Raw genomic sequence first — 21654 nt, forward strand, 5'->3', positions numbered from 1 at the left:
GAGTCCGCGTCCTGAGCCTCTTGACACCGATCACCCACATAATGCCGAGAAGCGGATGCAGCTCGGGTTAGTACTTCGCCTTGAGACCGCTCCTGTGCCCTTGCCGGACGGAACCAGTGAAGATCATCGAGGGGCGCGTCTGCGCAGGCCCACGCCCGGCACGCTCGACGTCGTGGACCTCCTGCTGCTGCTCGCCCTAGCTCTGCTACCGGCGGGGGGCGTCATCGTCCTGGTCGCCTTCGTGCTCGCCGTAGCGACAGCACCACGCCGCCGGTCGGCGGTCCTCCTCGCGTTGGCCGGTGGCGTGCTCACTGCCGTCTGGGTCGTGCTTACCTACCGGAGCGCGATCCGCGCCGATGAGGGTGGGACCGGCGGAACCGTCTTCTCCGACGCCGGTTGGTTGGCTGCAGGTGTCGTCCTCAGCCTCGTGTCCCTGGTCCTCAACGCCCGCCACCGCCGCTAACGCCGCCACAGCGTGAGCACGTCGTCGAGCGTGTGAGCAGGAGTGCCTCGGAGCAGCAGGTTCGGGAGGTGTCAGCCGGTGCGGGTGACACCAGCGACTGGTGCGGCGCGATCCGGCGACCTGACCACCGACCCCACCTGCTGCAGCGACCACCGTGCGATGACGTCGACGCCGACGGTGAAGTCACCTTCGTGCGGACGCCCCAGGAAGCCGTGCACGGCGTCGGGCAGCACGTGATGCTCCACCGGCACACCAGCTGCCGCCAATTCAGCGGCGAACGGGGTGCTGGAGGCCCGCATCCCGTCCCGGTCGGCGTCCAGCAGCAACGCCGGCGGGAAGTCCGCCAGCTGGTGTCCGCCGGGGAAGGCCGACGGGTCACCCAGACGTGCCGGGGACCCGGCGTAGTTGAGGTTCATCGCCAGCATCGGCCAGCGGGTGTGGGTGAAACGACGCCGGCCGCGCAACCGGGCCCGCAGTGCCTGCGGTCGCGACGGCAGACGGGCGTGGAAGAACCCGTAGGCCAACACGACACCATCGAGGCGGGCGCCGTCTCCGGGGGCTGCCGTGGCTGCGGTCGCGGCGGCACCGGCCGCCAAGCAGGCGCCGGCGCTGGCCCCTCCTAGCAGCAGCGGGCCGGTGGACGTCGCCCGCACCTGGGCGAGCACCGCGGACACATCTTGGACCTGCGCGGGGAAGCGGGCCCGCGGCACGCCACTGGCCGAACGCTTCGGCAATGGCCGACGCGTCGACAGCAACGGAGCGAGGGGGTAGTCGACGGTCACCACCCGCACACCGCGCCCCGCCAGGGCCCGGGCGAAGGCATCGGACTCCGGCCCATCGAGACCACCGGCGAAGAAGGCACCCCCGTGCAGCCACACCAACGTCGGAGTGAGCGTCGGGATGAGCACGGTGGGGAGGGCTGCCGGTGGTCGGTAGCAGCGCGTCGAGACCGGCCCTCGTGGTCCCGTCACAACGGCTCGGACGGTGACGGGGCCAGGCGCGGGAGCATCCGGTGACGCTATCGGGACGACCAGCCCGGAGACCTCACGGTCATCCCGCCGATGGCGCGTGGTCGTGGGCGTCGGCGACTTCGCGCTCTTGCTGAAGTGCTGGCAGTTACTTGCGACCGCCCTGAACACCCTCCGGGGCGAGTCGAAGCCCCGGTGTGGGCCGTGCTGGAGCGATGACCCACACCGACGTGGAACACCGTCCTTCGACGACGCGCCCCCTGGTCCGCATGGTCGTCGCGGCTCTGGCGACGGGTGCGGTCCTGGCGCTGCTGAACCACTTCGTGCTCGACAACGCCGCGGTCAGGTCCGCCGTCACCGGCGCGGGTGCACCGCACGCGCGGCTCGACCAGCCACGACCGTGGCGTGCAGCAGCACCGCCACCACCCCGGCGTAGCCGACACCGAAGGTCGTCAGAGTCACCGCCTCGCCCCACGAGCGTCCAGAGCCCACCACGGCCAGCACCACGCCCACCGCCGCAGCCACCGCCGCGACCCGGCCGGCACGGCGCAGCCCCGGCTGCGCGGCCCGGTGCCCGACCCGCCAGCACTCCTCGCAGTGCGTGGTCGCCCTGGTGCGCACGCCCATCAGGGAGTTGCGCTCCAGCCCACCGGAGCGGACAGCCCTGGCCACGACCACCAGCAGCACCGCGAGCACCACCAAGCCCCACACGGCCGAGACCACAGCCCCCACCGGCACGCTCGCCCCTCCCAACGCTGGGTGATCGACACCCTCAGCCTGGCAGCCAGGCGGCCACCGTCCGCACTCACCCGCGCGGTGCGCCCGCTTCGCGACCTGTCGATCGGCGCGTGCGAGCGCAGTCCGCAGACCCCGCCGCGCGGCAGACGGCGGAATCGGATCCGCGGGGGTCGTGGCGGTCGAACCACCACGCCGATCGGCGCGGCGCGAAGGGGTCCAGCAGGGGCAGCGAGCGGAGGCCGCCACCACGGACGGCGCCGTGGTCGTGGGGTCCCCCGCGCGCAGGTCCGGGAACCCGGCAAACCCGTCGCGCCGGCGTCCGCGGGTGGGCAGACTCCGGGTGTGCGTCGCATCACCTCGGAGGCCGAGCTGCGGGAACTCGTCGGGGAGCCGCTGCCGCAGGCGCTCGCCAAGGAGCGGACCCGCCTGCACGAGATGGACCGGCGGTGGCTGGCCGCCTCCCCGTTCTGCCTGATCGCCACCTCCGGCGCCGACGGCAGCTGCGACGTCTCCCCGAAGGGCGACCCGCCCGGGTTCACGCTCGTCCTCGACGACACGACGATCGCGATCCCGGAGCGGCCCGGCAACCGCCGGGTCGACGGCTTCCGCAACGTCCTGGCCAACCCGCACGTCGGCCTGGTGCACCTCGTGCCCGGTCGCGGGGACACGCTGCGCATCAACGGCCGCGCCCACCTGGTCTCGGACGCGCCGTTCTTCGACCGGATGGTGGTGCGCGGGCACCGGCCGGTCCTGGCGCTCGTGGTGGAGGTCGAGCAGGTCTTCCACCACTGCTCGAAGGCGTTCCTGCGCTCGAAGCTGTGGGAGGAGGAGACCTGGGCGCCGGACGCGGTGCCGTCGCGGGCCGTGCTCGCCCGGACGCTGGAGCGCCCGGACGAGGCGCTGGAGGACCTGGAGCGCTACTACGGCCCCGACTACGCCGCCGGCCTCTACCGCGCCCGGTGAGCGCGCCGGCGCCCCGCGCACCCGCCGCGGCGCCCGGCGGCAGCAGGGGTGGTGCCGTCCTGGTCGCCGCGCTCGCCGTGGACTCCCTCGGCAACGGGTTGTTCCTGCCGCTGTCGCTGGTGTTCTTCCTCGAGCTGACCGACGTGCCGCTGGCGCTGCTGGGCGTGCTGCTGACGGTCGCGAACGCGGTGGCGCTGCCGGTGCCGCTGTGGGCGGGGGTGCTCGCCGACCGCGTCGGTGCCCTGCCGGTCGTCGTCGGTGCGCAGGTGCTGCAGGCCGCCGGGTTCCTCGCCCACGCGCACGTGGACGGCCCGGTGGGGGTCCTCGGCGCGGCCGCGCTCGTGGCGGTGGGGGTGCGGTTCTTCTGGTCGGCGGTGTTCACCGCGCTCGCCGACCACGCCGACGGGGGCGGCCGGTGGGCGGCGGACACGTGGTTCTCCGTCGCCAACGGTGCCCGCACCGCCGGGCTGGCCTGCGGTGGGCTCGTCACCGGTGTCGTGGTCGCCGACGGCCGGGCGGGCACCTACGTCGCCGTCGCCCACGCGGCCGCGGCCTGCTTCGCCGCGGCGGCGGTGCTCATCGCGGTGTTCGTGCGCGCCCCCCGCCCGGCGGGCGCCCACCCGGCCGGCGACGAGGAGGCGGGCGGCGGGTACGGGGTGGTGCTGCGCGACCGGCCGTTCCTGGCGCTGGTGGGGCTGAACACGGTCTTCGCCCTGGCCAGCGTGCTGCTCGCCCTGGCGCTGCCGACCGTGGTGCGCGAGGACCTGCGCGCAGCGCCGTGGCTGACCGGGGCGGTGCTGGCCGGCAACGCCCTGCTGGTGGCGGCGCTGTCCGCGCCCGTGGGTGCCCGCCTGCCCCGGTACCGCCGCACGAGGGTGCTGGCGCTGGCCGCGGCGCTGTGGACGGCGTGGGCGCTGGCGCTGGCGGTGCTCGGCCCGGGCGGCGCCGGCGTCGCCGTCGCGCTGGCGGCGGCGACCGTGCTGTTCACCGCCGCCGAGCTGCTGCACGCGCCCGCCTCCACCGCGCTGGCGGCCGCGGCGGCTCCGCCGCACGCGCGCGGCCGGTACCTGGCGAGCTTCCAGTACTCCTTCGCGCTCGCCTCGATCGCGGCGCCGGCGTTCTTCACGACCCTCTTCGCCGCCGGCACCGCCGCGCCCTGGCTGGCCCTGGCCGCCCTCGCCGCCGCCGCCGGGGCCGGGGTGCTCCTGCTGGAGCGGGTGCTGCCGCGCGCGGCCGTGCACCCCGCCGCGGCGGCGCAGCGGTAGGGCGCGCACCGGGTGCTCGACGGCCCGCCCTCAGAGCAGCAGGTTCAGCGCGGACAGCGCCGAGGCGGCCAGGACGACGTTCTCGAACAGGTCGCGGTTCAGCCGGCCGGCGACCCACCGCCCCACGAGGGCGCCGACGACGACGGCGGGCACCAGCAGCAGGTCCAGCTGCAGGGACTCGGCGCTGATGAGGCCCAGCCCGGCGCTGAACGGCAGCTTGACGACGTTGAGGATGAAGAAGAACCACGCGCCGGTGCCCAGGAACGACATCACCCCCAGCCCCATCGTGAACAGGTAGATCGACATGGGGGCGCCGCCGGCGTTGGCGACCATGGTGCAGAAGCCCGCCAGCGAGCCGAAGACCGCGGCGACGAGGCGCCTGCGGGTGGGGGAGGCGGGCACGAGGTCGCCGCCGCTGCGGCGCAGCCGGTGCCGGCGCAGCAGGTGCACGCCGACCAGCAGCAGGATCACCGCACCGATGGAGCGGCGCATCACGGTGTCGTCGACGACGTCGATGAACCACACGCCGAGCAGCAGCCCGACGACGACGCTGGGCAGCAGCCGCAGCAGCAGCGACCAGTCGGCGTGCCGGCGGTAGGCGGCGATCGCGAACAGGTCGCCGACGATGAGCAGCGGCAGGATCGCGCCGGTGGACTCCTTCGCCGGCAGCACCGTCGCGAAGACCGCGACCGCGACGGTGGCGGCGCCGCCGACGGCGGTCTTGGCGAACCCGACGACGAGGGCGGCGACCAGGAGCAGGACGAGGCCGGTGGTGCTCAGGTCCACGGGGCGCCCCGGCGCTGGTGCGGTGTCACCGCGCGAGGTTAGGTCATCGGTGCGGGTGCTCAGGCAGCCGGTTCCATGGCGGTGCGCAGCCGCTTCAGGATCCCCTGCAGCAGCCGCGACACCTGCATCTGGCTGACGCCGATGTCCTCGGCGATCCGGCTCTGGGTCCAGCCGTGCTCGAAGCGCAGCGACAGCACGCGGGCGTCGCGCTCGGGCAGGGAGGCCAGCAGCGGGGCCAGGGTGAGGTGGTCCACGGTGGCCTCCAGGGCGGCGTCGACGTCGCCGAGGGTGTCCAGGACGCTCGTGCGGGAGCCGTCGCCGGCGACGAGCTCGTCCAGGGAGTGCAGGCGGTACTGCTCGGTGGCGGCGAGGCACTCGCTGACCTCGTCCACGTCCACGCCGAGCCGCTGGGCGACCTGCGAGATCGTGGGTGCCTGCCCGGACTCCTGCTCCAGCTCGCGCCGGGCGGCGCTGACGCGCGGGCTGAGCTCCTGCAGCCGCCGCGGGGGGCGGATGCTCCAGCCCTTGTCGCGGAAGTGGCGCTTGACCTCCCCGGAGATCGTGGGCACCGCGAAGACGGCGAAGTCGCGCCCGAGGGAGGGGTCGTAGCTCTGGACGGCCTTCATCAGCCCCACCGCGGCCACCTGCTGCAGGTCCTCCAGCTCCTCGCCGCGGCCGCGGTAGCGGCGCGCGATGTGCAGGGCCATCGGCAGGTTCAGGGTGGCGATGCGCTCGTGCAGCCGGGCCCGCTCGGCGGGGTCGTCCTCCCCGGCCAGCGCGGCGAACAGCTCGGCGGTGCGTTCCTGCACCGCGACGTGCTCGGGGTGCGCCGCGGCGCGGGCGGCGGGGACCGCCTGCTCGGGGACCGCCTGCTCGGGAACCGCCTGCTCGGGGACCGCCTGCTCGGGAACCGCCTGCTCGGGGACCGCCTGCTCGGGAACCGCCTGCTCGGGGACCGCCTGCTCGGGAACCGCCTGCTCGGGGACCGCCTGCTCGGGGACCGCCTGCTCGAGGAGCGTCGCGCCGGCGACCGCGCGCAGGCCCGCGACCGGTTCCCCGGCGCCCGTGGCCGGTGCGGTGACCTCCTCGACGGCGCCGTGCGGATCGTTCGTCATGCTCGTGACAGCCCTCGCTCCCTCGTCGCCGCGCCCCGCCCTCCGAGCCGGGGGGCGGTGTGCATGCCAGCAGTGCGCGGGCCGGTCGGCAACCGGAAGCGGCGGCGAGGTGGTGCGCACGGGTGAGCCCGCCGGGTGAGCCCGCCGGGCGCGTGCGCCCGCGAGCCGTCGCGCTGCGCTGTCGGTGCCGGGGTGCAGACTCGGAGCGTGCTGCCCCCCGGTGCGTCCGCGGTGCGCTCGCGCCCGGACCCGTCCCGCCCGGCCGTGCTGCACCTGGACCTGGACGCGTTCTTCGCCGCGGTGGAGCAGCGCGACAAGCCGTCGCTGCGGGGGCGGCCGGTGGTGGTGGGCGGCACGGGCGGTCGCGGGGTGGTCGCCACCGCCAGCTACGAGGCTCGCGTGTTCGGGGTCGGCTCGGCGGTGCCGACGGCGTGGGCGCGGCGGCTGTGCCCGAACGCCGCCTACCTGGCGGGCCGGTTCGGCGCCTACCGCGTCGTCTCCGAGCAGGTGATGGCGCTGGCGCGGGAGCTGTCGCCGCTGGTGGAGCCGGTCTCGCTGGACGAGGCGTACGTGGACCTGGCCGCCGCGCACGAGGGCCTGGACGCGGCGGCGGTGACGGCGATCGCGCAGGGCTTCCGGGAGCGGGTGCTGGCGGCGACGGGCCTGACGGTGTCGGTGGGCGCCGGCCCCAGCAAGCTGGTCGCGAAGATCGCCTCGGACCTGCGCAAGCCGGACGGCCTGGTCGTGGTGCCGCCCGCCGAGCAGCACGACCTGCTGGCTCCCATGAGCGTGCGCCGGATCCCCGGTGTCGGCGCCGTCACCGGCGACAGGCTGGTGCGAAGCGGCCTGCGCACGGTCGGGGACCTCGCCGCCGCCGACGAGGGCGAGCTGGTGCGCCTGCTCGGTCGCGCCCACGGCACCGGCCTGCTGGCGTTCGCGCGCGGCGTGGACCCGCGCCCGGTGGTGCCGGAGCGGGAGGCGAAGTCGGTCTCGGCGGAGCAGACGTTCGGCACCGACCTCACCGACCGGCGCGACCTGACCGAGCGCACCCGCCGCACGGCCGAACGCGTCGCCGGCCGGCTGGTGGCGGCGGGGGTGTCCGGGCGCACCGTGACGCTGAAGGTGCGCCGCTACGACTTCACCACCCTGAACCGCTCGCGGACCCTGCCGCACGCGACGAGCTCGGCGCGGGAGATCGCCGCGCACGCCGTCGAGCTGCTCGACGGCGTCGACGTCGCGGACGGGGTGCGGCTGCTGGGCGTGGGCGTCTCGGGCCTGTCGGAGTTCGCGCAGGCGGACCTGCTGGCCGACCTGCTGGGCCCGGTCGAGGAGACCGAGCAGGAGGAACCGGCCGGGGACGGTCTGCTGCCCGGCGGTTCCGCCCACCCGTACGGCCCGCCCGCGCGGCCCGGCTGGCTGCCGGGCCGGGACGTCGAGCACGCCGAGCACGGTCCCGGCTGGGTGCAGGGCTCGGGGGTGGGGCGGGTGACGGTGCGCTTCGAGGGCCCGCACACCCCGCCGGGGCGGGTGCGCACCTTCCGCGAGGACGACCCGGACCTGCGGCCCGCCCCGCCGCCGGTGTTCGACCCGCGGCGGTGGGCGGACGCGCGCGCCCGGGCGGCGTCGTGAGGGCCGCGGCGGGGGTGGCGGGGGTGGCGCTGCCGCACCCGTGGACGCGGGCGGTGTTCACCGGCCCCGCCTCCTCACGCTGAGCGAGGGGATCGGTACGGTGCGGAACGTGCAACCAGCGCAGGGGACCGTGGTCGTGACGGGCGGCAGCCGGGGCATCGGCGCGGCCGTCGTGCAGGCGCTCGCCGCGCGGGGGGTGCCGGTCTGCTTCAGCTACGCCACGAACCGCGAAGCGGCCCAGGTGGTCGCCGAGCAGGCCACCGACCTGGGCACCCCGGTCAGGGCCGTGCGCGCCGACGTCTCCTCCGAGGCGGACGTGCGGCAGCTGTTCAAGGAGGCCGAGCAGCTCGGTCCCGTCACCGGCCTGGTCAACAACGCCGGCGTCAACGCGCCCGCGGCGCGGGTGGCGGACATCGACGCCGACCGCGTGCGCCGCCTGCTCGAGGTCAACGTCGTCGGCGCGTTCCTGTGCGCGCGCGAGGCCGTGACCCGCATGGCGCGCGGCGGCGGCGGCACCGTCGTCAACGTCTCCTCCCGCGCCGCGGTGCTGGGCAGCGCCGGCGAGTACGTCGACTACGCCGCCTCCAAGGCCGCCGTGGACGCGCTCACCGTGGGCCTGGCGCGGGAGGTCGCCGCCGACGGCATCCGCGTCGTGGGCGTGCGCCCGGGCCTGATCCGCACCGAGATCCACGCCTCCGCCGGCGACCCCGGCCGGGTGGAGCGGCTGCAGCGCACCGTGCCGATGGGCCGCGGCGGGGACGCCTCCGAGGTCGCCGAGGCCGTGGTGTGGCTGCTGTCCGACGCCGCCTCGTACGTGACGGGGACGACGCTGGACGTCAGCGGCGGCCGCTGACCTCGCAGAGCCGGGGCGCGGGCGTGCGCACCTGGTGCGCCCGGTGCGCCGTTCGGGTGACCCCGTGCGGGGCCTTGGCGGGGGAGCGTCCCGGCGGGCACCATCGGGACCGGTCGCGGCACGAGCCCGGCGCGCGCCCCGGCAGGGGGCGCGGGGCGCACGGACGGCGGGGGGCGGGTTTCCTGGTGGTGGGACACGAGGTGCCGGAGCACCGGGAACCGGTGGGGACCCCGCCGCCGCGGCCCTTCGTGACGCACCCGGTGGCGCCGGCGGTGCCCGCCGCGGGCGGTGGCCCGAGCGGACCCGGCGACGGCTCCCACGCCTGCGCGAACCCCTGCGCGCACTGCGGTGAGCTCACCGGCGCGGCCCTGGACGCCGACGTGGTGCGGGCCGTGCTGAGCAACACGACGGCGCTGGTGTGCATCCTCGACGCCGGGGGCCGCCTGGAGCTCTTCAACCGCGCCTGCGAGCAGCTGACCGGCTTCGCGGCCGCGGAGGTCCTCGGCCGGGGGGTGTGGGAAGCCCTGGTGGTCGCCGACGAGCGGGCCCTGGCCCGCTCGGACATCGAGGTGATGGCCGCCGGCCCGACCGGGGCGGTGGCCGAGGGCACCTGGCGGGACCGCTGGGGCGGCACCCACCTCATCGCCTGGCACAACACCCCCCTGCCCGACCGCGACGGCCGCCCGCACCGCATGGTGTGCGTGGGCGTGGACATCACCGAGCAGCGCCGGGCGGAGCTGCGCCTGCACGAGGTGGCCAGCACCGACGCGCTCACCGGGTCGCTGAACCGGCGGGCGATGTTCGACGAGCTGCGCGCCGCGCTCGACCCGGGCCGGGACGGGTGCGGCCTGCTGTACTGCGACCTGGACGGCTTCAAGCGGGTCAACGACGAGCTGGGCCACGCCTCGGGCGACCGGCTGCTGAGCGAGGTGGCGCACCGCGTGCGCGGGGTGCTGCGGCCCGGCGACCTGCTGGCCCGCCCGGGCGGCGACGAGTTCGTCGTGCTGCGCCCCGGTGCCGGGCCGGGGGCGCTGCCGGAGCTGCGGGAGCTGGCCGCCCTGGTGCGGCGCGTGGTGGGGGAGCCGTACGCGCTGCCCGGCGGCACCGGCCGCGTGGGCGTCAGCGTCGGCGTGCACGTCGCCGTCCCCGGGGAGGGCCCCGACGAGGCGCTCGGTGCCGCCGACCGCCGCATGTACGGGGCCAAGCGGGAGGCGCGCCCGGAGCGCGTGCGGACCGGGCGCTGAGGCACCGGCCCCGTCCGGGGCTCAGGCGCCCGGCACCCGCCCCAGCCGGTCCCGCCCGGCCCGCTTGGCGGCGTAGAGGGCGCTGTCGGCGCCGGCGTACAGGTCGCGGGCGCTGACGGCGTGCCGCGGTGCGCAGGCCAGCCCGGCGCTGACGGACAGCGGCACGCGCACCCCGCCGGGCAGCACGAGGGGCCGCTCGCGCACGGCCTCGACGAGCGCCTGGGCGCGCTGCGCCGCCACCTCCTCCGGGCAGCCGGGCATGAGCACGGCGAGCTCGTCGCCGCCCATCCGGGCCACCACGTCCTCGGGGCGGCAGCGGGCGGTCAGGACCGCGGCGACGTGGGCGAGGGCGGCGTCGCCGCCGAGGTGGCCGTGGGTGTCGTTGACCGCCTTGAAGCGGTCGACGTCCACGACGACGAGCGCCGCGCCCGCGCCGGGTGCGCCCACGGCCCGTTCCGCCGCGGCGTCCAGCACGCGGCGGGTCACCAGGCCGGTGAGGGGGTCCACGTCGGCCTGGTGCCGCAGCCGCTGCACCAGCCGCTCCTGGGTCACCGCGCCGTGCGCGAGGACCCCCGCCACGAGCAGCAGCAGCGTGGTCACGTACGCCAGGTCGGCCAGGGCCCGTTCGCGCGGCAGCAGCGTCAGGACGACGAAGGCCTCGGCGGCGACGGTGACGGCGGTGACCAGGGCGGCGCCGCCCAGCCGCAGCTGGCTGGCCGCCCAGATGACGGGCACGCAGAAGAAGACCTGCCCGGAGACCCCCGCGTCGGCGCTGAGGACGTCCAGCCACACGACGGTGCCGGTCCCGGCCAGCGGCGCCAGCACCACCAGGGGTTCGGCGCGGTGCACCGGCAGCAGCAGCAGCGCGGCGGAGACGGCCCCCAGCAGGGCGGTGACCACCAGTTCCGGCCAGCGCAGCGAGCCCGTGGTGAGCGCCGTCGTGCCCAGGCAGGTGCCGATGGTGGCCATGAGGGCGACGCTGGCCCAGACCCGGGCCGAGGCGGTGTCGCGCGCGCTCAGCGAGCGCAGCGGCGCGCGCCACCGCGGTGCCGGCCTCACGCCCCCTCGCCGGGACGGGACCCGGTCAGGGCCGCGGGCCCGGTCTGCTCGCCGGGTGCGAGGTCCCCGGCGAGCAGGCCGGTGAAGGCCTCCGGCTCCAGGGGGCGGGCGAAGTGGTACCCCTGCCCGAAGCGCACCCCGAGCCGGCGGGCCTCCTCGGCCTGCGCGGCGGTCTCGATGCCCTCGGCGACGACGGCCAGGCCGAGGCTGGTCGCCAGCGCGGTGATGCCGGCGCGCAGGGAGCGGGCGGTGGCGTCGTCCGGTGCGACGAGCGAGCGGTCCAGCTTGAGCACCCGCACGGGGTAGCGGCGCAGGTAGCTGAGCGAGGTGTAGCCGACGCCGAAGTCGTCCAGGCTCACGCTCACCCCGGCGTCGACGAGGCGGTGCAGGCGGGTGCGGATCTCCTCGTCGTCGGGCAGGGCGTCGTGCTCGGTGATCTCCAGGTGCAGCTGCTGCGCGGGCACGCGGTGGGTGGCCAGCGCGTCCAGCACCCGCTCGGCCAGCTGCGGGTCGCACATGCTGCTGCGCCCCAGGTTCACGCTGACGCTCAGCCCGCGGCGGCCGGTCTCCTCCCAGAGCCGCAGCTGCGCCAGGGCCCGGTGCAGGACCAGCTCGTCGACGACGGCGCCCAGGCCCTCGTGCTCGGCCAGCCCGAGGAAGTCGTCCGGGGGGACCACGCCGCGCAGCGGGTGGCGCCAGCGGGCGAGGGCCTCGGCGCCGCTGACGCTGCCGTCGGCCAGGTCGACGACGGGCTGGTAGACGACGAACAGCTCACCGGCCGAACCGTCGCCCTCGCGGAGCAGGGAGCGCAGGTCCTCGACGAGGGCGACGGCCGTCAGCGCCTCCTCGCGCAGGTCCGGCTGGAACAGCTGGGTGGTCGACTTGCCGGAGCGCTTGGCGGCGTACATGGCGATGTCGGCGTCGGCGAGCACGCGTTCGAGGTCGTCGCCGGGGGCGGCCTCGACGACGCCGATGCTGGCGGTGACGTTCAGCGCGCGGCCGCCGACGTCGACCGGCTCGCCCAGGACGCGCAGCGCGGCCCGCCCGACGGCCTCGACGTCGGGGAAGGAGTCCAGCAGGACGATGAACTCGTCGCCGCCGTGGCGGGCGACGACGCCGCGCTCCCCGACGGCCTCGCGCAGCCGGGCGGCGGTGGCGATCAGGAGGGTGTCGCCGCTGCTGTGCCCGTACCGGTCGTTGACGTGCTTGAAGTCGTCCAGGTCGATCCACACCACCATCCGCGACTCCGTCCCGCCCGTCCCCGCCGCGCCGCGGCCACCCGCGGTGCGGGCGTAGGCGCGGGTCAGGCCGCGGCGGTTGAGCAGGCCGGTCAGCGGGTCGTGCTCGGCGCCGCGCTCGGTCTCGCGCAGCACGGTGAGCGCGCGCAGCAGCACCGCCAGCGTCACCAGCGCGCTGACGGCCGTGAGCACCGCGGCGGGCAGGCGCAGGCCCGCCCCGAGCGCGTGCGCGCCGAGCAGCAGGACGGGCACCAGCGCGGTCGGCACCAGCAGCAGGAGCTGGCTGGAGGGCCGGCGCACGTGCCGCAGGGCGCGGGGCCCGCCCAGCGCGGTCATCGACGGGTGCAGCGCGGCGAGGCCGAACAGGAGCATGTTCGCCACGCCCAGCGCCTGGACGGGGTCGCCGCCCAGGGCGACCCGGGCGCCGGAGAGGGTGACCACCAGGTCGTAGGTCAGGCAGCCGAGGCCGCCGGCCACGATCAGGGCCATCGCGGGCAGGAGCCGGCTGCGCGAGTGCAGGATCCACAGCAGCGCCCCCAGCAGGACGGCGTTGATGCCCGGTGCCAGCGCCAGCGACCACGGCATCGCCTCCTCCCGGTGGCGGTCCGCGCCCTGCAGGAGGAGCTCGGCGGCGACCAGGCCGACGACCAGCGCGTGGACGGTCAGCTCCGGGGCGCCGCCGCGCTCGCGGGTCCGGTGGGGGCCCGGGCGCCCGGCGCCGAGGAGCAGGGGCAGCGCGGCGGCGGCCACCAGCTGGGAGGTGAAGGTGGCGGTGGAGGTGACGGGGCCGTCGCTCCCGGTCAGCGCCAGGCCGGTGTTGCCGACGGCGACCAGCGCGACGAAGACGGCCACGAGCACCCAGAGGGACCGGCGCGCCGGCCGGTGGCGCAGGGCGCCGGCGACGACGAGGGCGAGAGCCAGCCAGTTCGTCGCCAGCAGCAGCGGGAAGCGTGCCGCGGGCAGGGCCATCGAGGTGAGGACCGTGAGAGCCAGCAGTGCCAATTGAGCATTCAACCTCATGGCTGCGCCCTCCCTCCCGTGCGGGCGGCGGCTCCGCGCACCCGCGTCCCCCGGGCCGGCCGGGCGTCTCCTGAGGGCATCGGGCCCGTGGCCGGCGGCCTTGACGGGCCGTCCGGGTGAGCCCGCCCGGCCCGCCCCCGCCCGCTTCAGCCCGCCCCGCCCAGCAGGTCCGGGTGCGCCAGCACCACGTCCCGGAACGCCGCCGCCACCCGCGGCAGGTCCCCCTCCCGCCACACCAGCCCGACGGTGCGGGACGTGGACGGCCCGGCCAGGGGCAGCTCGACCACGTCCGGGCGGGGGGCGGCGGGCGCGGGCAGCAGCGCGATCCCCAGCCCGGCGGCGACCAGCCCGCGCACGGTGTCGGCGTCCTGCCCCTCGAAGGCGACCCGCGGGACGATCCCCGCCTCGGCGAACATCGCCTCCGCGGCCTCGCGCAGCCCGTAGCCGTGCTCGAACAGCACGAGGTCCTCCCCGGCGACGTCGTCCAGGGCCAGCCGTTCGCGCCGGGCCAGCCGGTGGTCGGCGGGCACGGCCAGCACGAGGGGCTGCTCGAGCAGCGGGTGCGTGCGCCAGGACGTCCCGCGCGGCAGCGGGGAGGTCAGCAGCAGGTCCACGTGCCCGTCGGCCAGGCGCGCCAGCAGGGTGCCGGCGGCGTCCTGGGTGAGCTGGAAGCGGGCCGCGGGGTGCTCGCGGCGGAAGGCGCGCACCAGGGCCGGCACCGCGGTCGCCCCCAGGGTGTGCAGGAACCCCAGCGCGACGCGGCCGGTGTCGGGGGAGTCGTCCTCGCGCACCGAGCGCACCCCCCGCTCCGCCTCGCCCAGCGCCCGCCGGGCGGCGTCGGCGAACGCGCGCCCGGCCGGGGTCAGCCGCACCCCCCGCCCGTGCGGGACGAGCAGCGGCACGCCCACGGCCTCCTGCACGCGGGCCAGGGCGCGGCTGACGGTGGGCTGGCCCAGCCGCAGCTCCTGCGCCGCCCGGGTGACGTGGCCGTGGTCGGCGACGGTCACCAGCACGCGCAGCGGCCCGGCCAGCTCCTGCAGCACCTCGTCGACGTCGCGCACCCCGTCATCCTGCCGCAGCAGGTGCATGAGTGTGGGTCGTCCCATGCATTGGACGCATCAGAGGGCGGTGCCTAGCGTCGACCGGGTGAGCGTGGACAGCACCCGGACCGCCGGCGCCCCGGCCGCGCCCCCGGGCGCCCTGCCGGCCGCCGGTCACGAGCCGGGCAGCCCCGCCGCCCGCCGCGTCGTCGCCGCCCTCTTCGCCGCCGGCCTCGCCACCTTCGCGCAGCTGTACTCCGTGCAGGCCGTCCTGCCCGCCCTGGCCGGCGGCCTGCGCGTGAGCGCCGCCCACGCCGCGCTGTCCGTCTCGGTCGCCACCGGGGCGCTGGCCCTGTCCGTCGTCGGCTGGAGCGCGCTGGCCGACCGGGTGGGGCGCGTGCCCGTCATGGTCGTCTCCGCGCTCGCCGCCACCGCGGTGGGCCTGGTGGTGCCGTGGGTGCCGGGCCTGGGGGCCCTGCTGCTCCTGCGCGCCGTGCAGGGCGCCGCCCTGGGCGGGCTGCCCGCCGTGGCGATGGCGTACCTCGCCGAGGAGCTGGCCGCCGGGCAGGTCGCCCGCGCCGCCGCCGCCTACGTCGCCGGCACCTCCCTGGGCGGGCTGTCCGGACGGGTGGTCTCCGCCCTCGTCGCCGACCTCGCCGGCTGGCGCTGGGGCGTGGCCGCCGTCGCCGTCCTCGGCGCCGCCGGCACCGCCGTCCTGTGCGCCGTCGTGCCGCGCGCGCAGGGGTTCGCGCCCCGCCGGCGCACCGGCCCCCACCTGGTGCGGCGGCTGCGCGAGGCCCTCGCCGACCCCGCTCTGCTCGCCCTCTACGCGCAGGGCGCCCTGCTCATGGGCGGTTTCGTCACCGTCTACAACTACCTCGGTTTCCGGCTGCTGGCGCCGCCGTTCTCCCTGTCGCAGACCGTGGTGGGGCTGCTGTTCGTCGTCTACCTGGCCGGCACCGCCAGCTCCGCGGTGGCCGGGCGGTTCGCCGCGCGCGGGCGGCTGCCCGTGCTGCTGGCCGCCACCGGCGTCTTCGCCGCCGGCGCCCTGCTGACGCTGGCGGACGCGCTGGTGCTCGTCGGTGCCGGGCTGGTGCTGCTGACGGCCGGGTTCTTCGCCGCGCACGCCGTGGCCAGCGGGTGGGTGGGGGCGCGCGCCCGCCCGGGCGCGCGGGCGCAGGCCTCGGCCCTCTACACGTTCGGCTACTACGCCGGCTCCAGCGTCCTGGGGTGGGCCGGTGGCGTGGTGATGGGCGCCGGCGGGTGGTCCGGCGCGGTGACCGGCGTCGTCGCGCTGGCGGCCGCCGCGGCGCTGGTGGCCGCGCTGCTCCTGCGCCGCGACGCCGCGGCGGGCAGCATGGGCGCGTGAGCGACGAGCGCGAGCTGCGGCGGCTGCGGGACCTCGTGGCCGGCGGCGGCGTCGCGGTCCTGGCCGGTGCGGGCATGTCCACCGGCTCCGGCATCCCCGACTACCGCGGCCCGAACGGCTCCCTGCAGCGCCACACGCCCATGACGTACCAGGAGTTCACCGGCTCCGCGGAGGGGCGGCGCCGCTACTGGGGACGCAGCCACGTCGGCTGGGAGCACTTCCGCCGCGCCCGTCCCAACGCCGCCCACCGCGCCGTGGCCGCCCTGGAGGCCGCCGGCCTGGTGGAGGGCACCATCACCCAGAACGTCGACGGCCTCGACCTGGCCGCCGGCAGCCGGAACGTCGTCGAGATCCACGGCAACCTCGACCGGGTGGTCTGCCTGACCTGCCGCGAGGTCACCGGCCGCGCCGAGCTGGCCGTGCGGCTGCGCGAGGCGAACCCGGGTTTCGACGCGCGCGTGCGCGAGTTCCGCGCCCTGAACCCCGACGGCGACGCCGACCTCACCGACGAGCAGCTGGAGGGGTTCCGCACGGTGCCGTGCCGGCGCTGCGGCGCCGACACCCTCAAGGCCGACGTGGTGTTCTTCGGCGAGACCGTGCCGCGCGAGCGCGTCGACACCTCCTTCGCGCTGGTGGACGCGGCCCGTTCCCTGCTGGTGCTGGGGTCCTCCCTGACGGTGATGTCCGGGTACCGGTTCGTCCTGCACGCCGCGAAGCGGGGGATCCCCGTGGCGATCGTGAACTCCGGGCCCACCCGCGGCGACGCGAAGGCGGACGTGCGCGTGGACGCGCCGCTGGGCGAGGTGCTGCCGGCGCTGGCCGCCGAGCTGACCCCCGTGAGCTGAGGGGCCGCGCCCGTGCGCTGGTACGCGGACCTGCCCGCCGTGCGCGCCCGCCAGGTCACCGCCGACGCGGTGTGGCTGGTGCTCGTGGCCGCCTCGGTGCTGCTGGGCCGCGCCGTGGACGGCGCCGTCTCCGCGCTCGCCGACCCGGCGCGGGGCTTCGCCGGCGGGGCGGCGGACCTGGCGCGGCAGCTCGACGGCGCGGGGGAGGGCGCCGCCGACCTGCCGCTCGTGGGCGACGAGCTGACCGGGCCGCTGCGGCGGGCCGCCGACGGCGCGGCCTCGCTGGCGGCCGCGGGGCAGGAGCAGGTGGACGCCGTGACGCAGCTGGCGACGGTGCTGGGCGTGGCGACCGCGGTGGTGCCGGCCCTGCTGGTGACGCTGCTGCGGCTGGTCCCCCGGTGGCGCTGGCAGCGCCGCGCCGACGAGGCCCGGCGCCTGGCCGCCACCGCGGGCGGGGAGCGGCTGCTGGCCCTGCGCGCCCTGCACACCCGGTCGGCGGCCGAGCTGCTGGCCGCGCACCCGGACCCGGCGGGCGCCTGGGCGCGCGAGGACCCCGCAGCGCTGCGGGCCCTGGCGGACCTGCAGCTGCGCGCCGCCGGCCTGCGCCGCCGCGGCACCCCCGGCCGCGCCCGGTGACGCGCTCACCCCATCGTCTTCTGCCCGTCGAGGGACTCGCGCAGCACGTCGGCGTGACCGGCGTGCTGGGCCGTCTCGGCGATCAGGTGCAGCAGCACCCGCCGCGCCGTCCAGCGCGCGCCCGGCTCGAACCACGGCGCCGGCGGCAGCTCCCGGTCGGCGTCCAGGTCGGGCAGGGCCCGCACGACCTCCTCGGTGCGGCGGGCGACGGCGTCGTAGCGCTCCAGGACGTCGGCCAGGCGCTCGCCGTTGGCCAGCCGGAACCCGTCGGCCCACGAGCTCCCGTCGTCGCCGGCGACGGCGCGCGGGCCCTCGGTGATGAACCCGGTCCAGCTCGCCTCCATCAGGGCGACGTGCTTGACGAGTCCGCCCAGGCACAGCTCGCTGACGGTGGTCCGCCGGGCGGCCTGCTCGTCGGTCAGGTCCCGCACGGTGAAGCGCAGGAACCCGCGGTGCAGGGCCAGGGTGCTCAGCAGGTCCTCGACCTCGCGGGTCGGGGCGGTGGAGGCGGGGGTGGGGGTGTTCGTCGTCGTGGTCATGCCTCCACACTCGCCGGGGAAGGTGCCAGTTCCTGACCGCTTCCCCGACGAGTTCCCGGAGGCCCGGTGTCCACCAGCGCGCGCACCCTGCAGCTGCTGTCCCTGCTGCAGTCGCACCGCCTCGTCGCCGGCGCGGAGCTGGCAGCCCGGCTCGAGGTGTCGCTGCGCACGCTGCGCCGCGACGTGGACCGCCTGCGGGAGCTGGGCTACCCCGTGCAGGCGCACCGCGGCGGCGCCGGCGGGTACCGGTTGCTGCCGGGAGCGAGCCTGCCGCCGCTCGTGCTGGACGACGACGAGGCCGTCGCCCTCGTCGTGGGCCTGCAGGCCGCCGCGGACAGCGCCGTGGCCGGCACGGCGGAGGCGTCGGTGCGGGCGCTGGCGAAGGTGATCGCCGTGCTGCCGGCCCGGTTGCGCCGCCGCGCCGACGCGCTGGGGGAGGCGACCGTCCCGGCGCGCTGGGGTGAGCCTGCCGCGGGCGTGGACCCGGGCGTCCTCACCGCCCTGGCCCAGGCGTGCCGGGCGCGCGAGCGGGTGGGGTTCGAGCACACCGGCACCGGCGGCTCCCCGGCCGCGCGCTGCGCCGACCCGCACCGCCTGGTGCGGATGGACCCGCACTGGTACCTGCTGGCGCACGACGTGGACCGCCACGACTGGCGGGTCTTCCGGCTGGACCGGGTGCGCGACGTGCGCCCCACGGGCCGCGCGTTCGCCCCGCGCGAGGTCCCGGGCGGCGATGCCGGGGAGTTCGTGCGCCGCCGGTTCACCGGCGCCTGGCCGCACCACGAGGTGCGCGCCCGGATCGAGGCCCCGGCGGCCGTCGTGCGCCGCTCCGTCGGGCGGTGGGGACGCGTGCAGGAGGCGGGGGAGGACCGCTGCGAGCTGCGCGTGGCGACGGGCTCGCTGGACTGGGCGGCGTTCGCGCTGCTGCGCACGGGCGCGCCGTTCGAGGTCCTGGACCCGCCGGAGCTGCGCGAGCACCTCGCCGCCTGGGCCGCCCGCCTGGGCCCCACCCCGCCACCCCGCCACCCCGCCCTCCCGCTCCACCACCCTCCCCGCCGTGATCAAGGAAGTTGCCACTTCCTTGATCACGGCGGCGCGGTGGCGACCGCGGACGGCGGCGCGCTGGCGTCGGGAGCCGCGGCGCCGGGCGCTAGCCTCGGGGCGTGACGAGCGCGACGATCGGCAGCACCACCACCTACGTGGTGGTCGACGGGGAGAACATCGACGCCACCCTGGGCGCCTCGATCCTCGACGGCCGCCCCGCGCCCGAGCAGCGCCCCCGCTGGGAGCGGCTGCTGGACTTCGCCCGCACCACCCACCAGCAGCCCGCCAAGGGCCTGTTCTTCCTCAACGCCACCTCCGGCTACCTGCCCATGTCGTTCGTGCAGGCGCTGCTCGCGCTGGGCTACCAGCCGATCCCGCTGTCCGGCGGGCCGGGCGAGAAGGTCGTCGACATCGGCATCCAGCGCACGCTGGAGGCGCTGGCCGGCCGCGAGGGCGACGTGCTCCTCGCCAGCCACGACGGCGACTTCCTGCCGCAGGTGGAGGCGCTGCTCGACGGCACTCGCCGCGTGGGCCTCTTCGCGTTCCGCGAGTTCGTCAACAGCCAGTACGCCGCGCTGACCGAGCGAGGCCTGCGGGTGTACGACCTCGAGGACGACGTGCGCGCGTTCAACGTGGTCCTGCCGCGGGTGCGGATCATCCCGCTCGCCGACTTCGACCCGCTGCGCTACCTGTAGCCGCCCGTCCCACGCGTTTGCCGTTCCGGCACCGACGCTCGACCGCGGCACCCTCGCCGGGCGACCGTCCTGCGCGGAGGTGGTCCGAGTGGACGAGCACGTGGTGGAGCAGGGAGTCCGGGACGGTCTGGACGTGGTGGTGGTCGGCGGCGGTGCCGCCGGCCTGAGCGGTGCGGTGGCGCTGGCGCGCTCGCGCCGCCGGGTGGTCGTGGTGGACGCGGGGGAACCGCGCAACGCGCCCGCCGCGGGGGCGCACAACTACCTCAGCCGCGACGGCGTCGCGCCGCGCGAGCTGCTGGCGATCGGCCGACGCGAGCTCGCCGGCTACGGCGGTGAGGTCGTCGACGGCGAGGTCGTCACCGCCCGCCGCCTGGACGCCGGCGCCGTCGAGCGCTTCGAGGTGGTCCTCGCCGACGGGCGTGCGCTGCGCCCGCGGGCGCTGCTGGTGACCACCGGCGTCACCGACGAGCTGCCGGACGTGCCGGGCCTGCGCGAGCGGTGGGGCCGCGACGTCCTGCACTGCCCGTACTGCCACGGCTGGGAGGTGCGCGAGCAGCCGATCGCCGTCCTGGCCACCAGCCCGGTGTCCTTCCACCAGGTGCTGCTGTGGCGCCAGCTCAGCGACGACGTCACCGTCGTCCTGCACGGCGCCGAGCCGTCCGAGGAGCAGTGGGAGCGGTTCGCCGCGCGCGGGATCGCCGTCGTCGAGGGACCGGCCACCGGACTGCGGGTGGCCGGCGACGCGCTCACCGGTGTCCGGCTGGCCGACGGTCGCGTCGTGCCCGCCCGGGCGCTCGCCGTGGCCTCCCGCCCTCTCGTGCGCGAGGGGTTCCTCGCCGGTCTGGGCCTGGCACCGGTGCCGGTGGAGGCGATGGGGGCCGTGATCGGGACCGCCCTGCCCGCCGGGCCCGCCGGGGCCACGGACGTGCCCGGCCTGCGCGTCGCGGGCAACGTCGCCGACCCGACGGCCCAGGTCGGTTCCTCCGCCGCGGCGGGCACGATGGCCGGTGCGGCCCTGAACGCCGAGCTCGCCGCCGAGGACGCGGACCGTGCTGTTGCCGCCCGCAGAACCCGCACCACCGCGGGTCCTGCCGAGGTGTTCGCACCGCGCTCCGAGGCGCGGGCGGGTGAGCTCGTGCGCGGTGCGCGGGCCCACGGGCTCTGAGCGCTCTTCCCCCCGTGTCACCGGCGGCGCCTGCGGTCGGGGCGTGCGGTGGTGCATCGGGCGAGAGGGCAGAGCCGGCACGCCGGCGACGCCGCTCCGGGGTTCCCCCGGGGACAGCGCGACGACCACGGCAGGGCGCCGCGGGGACCCCGCTGCGCTGCGCGCAGCAGCGTCCCCGCACGACGGGACGGGTCGCCCGGCACCACCGCACACCCCTCGGCCCGTGATCTCCCGTCCCGGCACCCGGCGGGCGGGCCGCCGGTGAGCGGCTCGGTCGCCGCGGCGCTCGCGGCGGCCTTCCTCGACGCCCCGTGGGAAGCCTCTGCGCTGGCCGCCGCCGGGCGGCGGACGCTGGGCCTGCGCCGCGCCGCGTGGCTGCAGCGCCTGGCCGCCGCCGTCGTCGCCGCGCACCCCCGCCCGCCGCACGACGCGCCCCGCGCGCTGACCGCCCACCGGGCGGCGCACCCGGAGCTGACCGCCGCCCTCGCGGCCGCGCACCGTCGCGGCCGCCCGCTGCGGGTGCACCACCTGGCGGCCGTGCCGGCGCGGATGGGCCCGGCCCGCTGGCCCGTGCCGCCCCTGCACGGCGCCGCCGACCTCGCCGCGCTGCTGGGGATCGCGCCGGGGGAGCTGGAGCGGTTCGCGGACGTGCGCGGCTGGCAGCGCCGCGCGCACGGCACCGCCCTGCACCACTACCGGGCGGCGTGGGTCGCCGAGCGCGGTGCGCCGCGGCTGCCGGAGGCGCCGAAGCCGCGCCTGCGGGCGCTGCAGCGGACCCTGCTGCGCGAGGTCCTGGACGCGGTGCCCGCCCCGGCGGCGGTGCACGGGTTCGTGCCGGGCCGCTCGGCGGTCACCGGCGCGCGCGAGCACTGCGGCGCCGACGTCGTCGTGCGCGTGGACCTGTCGGCGTTCTTCGCCTCGGTGGACGCCCCCCCGCGTCCACCGCGCGTTCCGCTCGCTGGACCACCGCCTGGCCGGCC

20 protein-coding genes are annotated in these 21654 nt (G+C 77.2%); 12 read left to right on the forward strand and 8 right to left on the reverse strand.

What is annotated here, in order from left to right; all coding sequences use genetic code 11:
* Positions 1-172 precede the first annotated feature (172 nt).
* Positions 173-463, forward strand: coding sequence for a hypothetical protein (locus V9U69_RS18600; RefSeq protein WP_337063359.1), 291 nt, complete (start codon positions 173-175; stop codon positions 461-463).
* Between the two features lie 71 nt (positions 464-534).
* Here the strand turns inward: V9U69_RS18600 and V9U69_RS18605 are convergent, their stop codons facing one another.
* Positions 535-1371, reverse strand: coding sequence for an alpha/beta hydrolase (locus V9U69_RS18605; RefSeq protein ID WP_337063360.1), 837 nt, complete (start codon positions 1369-1371; stop codon positions 535-537).
* Between the two features lie 414 nt (positions 1372-1785).
* Entirely contained in the window at positions 1786-2169 is a 384-nt protein-coding gene (locus tag V9U69_RS18610) for an SdpI family protein (protein WP_337063362.1), read from the reverse strand.
* 342 nt (positions 2170-2511) lie between these two features.
* Between V9U69_RS18610 and V9U69_RS18615 the strand changes: the two genes are divergently transcribed.
* Positions 2512-3132, forward strand: coding sequence for a pyridoxamine 5'-phosphate oxidase family protein (locus tag V9U69_RS18615; protein ID WP_337063364.1), 621 nt, complete (start codon positions 2512-2514; stop codon positions 3130-3132).
* Positions 3129-4397 (forward strand): MFS transporter, encoded by a 1269-nt coding sequence (locus V9U69_RS18620; RefSeq protein WP_337063366.1) that lies wholly within the window; start codon positions 3129-3131, stop codon positions 4395-4397. Before V9U69_RS18615 ends, V9U69_RS18620 begins: the two co-directional genes overlap by 4 nt.
* 30 nt (positions 4398-4427) lie before the next feature.
* Here the strand turns inward: V9U69_RS18620 and V9U69_RS18625 are convergent, their stop codons facing one another.
* Both V9U69_RS18625 and V9U69_RS18630 read right to left on the reverse strand, forming a co-directional pair.
* Positions 4428-5183, reverse strand: coding sequence for a sulfite exporter TauE/SafE family protein (locus V9U69_RS18625; protein ID WP_337063367.1), 756 nt, complete (start codon positions 5181-5183; stop codon positions 4428-4430).
* A gap of 59 nt (positions 5184-5242) precedes the next feature.
* Positions 5243-6298: a SigB/SigF/SigG family RNA polymerase sigma factor gene (locus V9U69_RS18630; protein WP_337063368.1), complete on the reverse strand. Its 1056-nt coding sequence runs from the start codon at positions 6296-6298 to the stop codon at positions 5243-5245.
* Between the two features lie 207 nt (positions 6299-6505).
* On the opposite strand from V9U69_RS18630, the gene V9U69_RS18635 reads away from it, so the two are divergent.
* The 3 genes from V9U69_RS18635 (at position 6506) to V9U69_RS18645 (ending at position 10024) form a co-directional block, all read left to right on the forward strand.
* Complete coding sequence (locus V9U69_RS18635; RefSeq protein WP_337063370.1) at positions 6506-7927, forward strand: DNA polymerase IV; 1422 nt, start codon at positions 6506-6508, stop codon at positions 7925-7927.
* A gap of 109 nt (positions 7928-8036) precedes the next feature.
* The gene (locus V9U69_RS18640) at positions 8037-8780 is read left to right on the forward strand and encodes an SDR family oxidoreductase (protein ID WP_337063371.1); all 744 of its coding nucleotides are present in this window, start codon (positions 8037-8039) and stop codon (positions 8778-8780) included.
* 185 nt (positions 8781-8965) lie between these two features.
* Positions 8966-10024, forward strand: a complete 1059-nt coding sequence (locus tag V9U69_RS18645; RefSeq protein ID WP_337063373.1) for a diguanylate cyclase domain-containing protein — start codon at positions 8966-8968, stop codon at positions 10022-10024.
* A gap of 21 nt (positions 10025-10045) precedes the next feature.
* Here V9U69_RS18645 and V9U69_RS18650 read toward each other — a convergent pair whose 3' ends face one another.
* The 3 genes from V9U69_RS18650 to V9U69_RS18660 form a co-directional block, all read right to left on the reverse strand.
* Positions 10046-11083, reverse strand: coding sequence for a GGDEF domain-containing protein (locus V9U69_RS18650; RefSeq protein WP_337063374.1), 1038 nt, complete (start codon positions 11081-11083; stop codon positions 10046-10048).
* Positions 11080-13323, reverse strand: coding sequence for a putative bifunctional diguanylate cyclase/phosphodiesterase (locus V9U69_RS18655; protein ID WP_337063375.1), 2244 nt, complete (start codon positions 13321-13323; stop codon positions 11080-11082). The genes V9U69_RS18650 and V9U69_RS18655 overlap by 4 nt, the downstream gene beginning before the upstream one ends.
* A 164-nt stretch (positions 13324-13487) precedes the next feature.
* Positions 13488-14447, reverse strand: a complete 960-nt coding sequence (locus V9U69_RS18660; protein WP_337063376.1) for a LysR family transcriptional regulator — start codon at positions 14445-14447, stop codon at positions 13488-13490.
* A gap of 40 nt (positions 14448-14487) precedes the next feature.
* Here V9U69_RS18660 and V9U69_RS18665 point away from each other — a divergent pair, with 40 nt between their 5' ends.
* Genes V9U69_RS18665 through V9U69_RS18675 form a run of 3 tightly spaced genes read left to right on the forward strand, consistent with a single transcriptional unit; the run spans position 14488 to position 17231 of the window.
* Positions 14488-15750 carry an MFS transporter gene (locus tag V9U69_RS18665; protein WP_337063377.1) on the forward strand — a complete coding sequence of 421 codons (1263 nt, stop codon included), beginning with the start codon at positions 14488-14490 and terminating at the stop codon, positions 15748-15750.
* The gene (locus V9U69_RS18670; protein ID WP_337063378.1) at positions 15747-16595 is read left to right on the forward strand and encodes an NAD-dependent protein deacetylase; all 849 of its coding nucleotides are present in this window, start codon (positions 15747-15749) and stop codon (positions 16593-16595) included. Before V9U69_RS18665 ends, V9U69_RS18670 begins: the two co-directional genes overlap by 4 nt.
* Positions 16596-16607: 12 nt before the next feature.
* Entirely contained in the window at positions 16608-17231 is a 624-nt protein-coding gene (locus V9U69_RS18675; RefSeq protein WP_337063379.1) for a hypothetical protein, read from the forward strand.
* Positions 17232-17236: 5 nt separating this feature from the next.
* On the opposite strand, the gene V9U69_RS18680 is transcribed toward V9U69_RS18675, so the two are convergent.
* The gene (locus tag V9U69_RS18680) at positions 17237-17770 is read right to left on the reverse strand and encodes a DinB family protein (protein WP_337063380.1); all 534 of its coding nucleotides are present in this window, start codon (positions 17768-17770) and stop codon (positions 17237-17239) included.
* Between the two features lie 66 nt (positions 17771-17836).
* Here V9U69_RS18680 and V9U69_RS18685 point away from each other — a divergent pair, with 66 nt between their 5' ends.
* The 3 genes from V9U69_RS18685 to V9U69_RS18695 all read left to right on the forward strand — a co-directional run bounded on the left by V9U69_RS18685 (position 17837) and on the right by V9U69_RS18695 (position 20674).
* The gene (locus V9U69_RS18685; RefSeq protein ID WP_337063381.1) at positions 17837-18937 is read left to right on the forward strand and encodes a helix-turn-helix transcriptional regulator; all 1101 of its coding nucleotides are present in this window, start codon (positions 17837-17839) and stop codon (positions 18935-18937) included.
* The gene (locus tag V9U69_RS18690; protein WP_337063382.1) at positions 18934-19509 is read left to right on the forward strand and encodes a nuclease; all 576 of its coding nucleotides are present in this window, start codon (positions 18934-18936) and stop codon (positions 19507-19509) included. The genes V9U69_RS18685 and V9U69_RS18690 overlap by 4 nt, the downstream gene beginning before the upstream one ends.
* A gap of 103 nt (positions 19510-19612) precedes the next feature.
* A complete protein-coding gene (locus V9U69_RS18695) occupies positions 19613-20674 on the forward strand; it encodes an NAD(P)/FAD-dependent oxidoreductase (protein WP_442907829.1) in 1062 nt (353 codons plus the stop codon).
* The last annotated feature ends 980 nt before the right edge of the window (positions 20675-21654 follow it).

Source organism: Kineococcus sp. G2, assembly GCF_037154035.1.
Lineage (GTDB): Bacteria > Actinomycetota > Actinomycetes > Actinomycetales > Kineococcaceae > Kineococcus.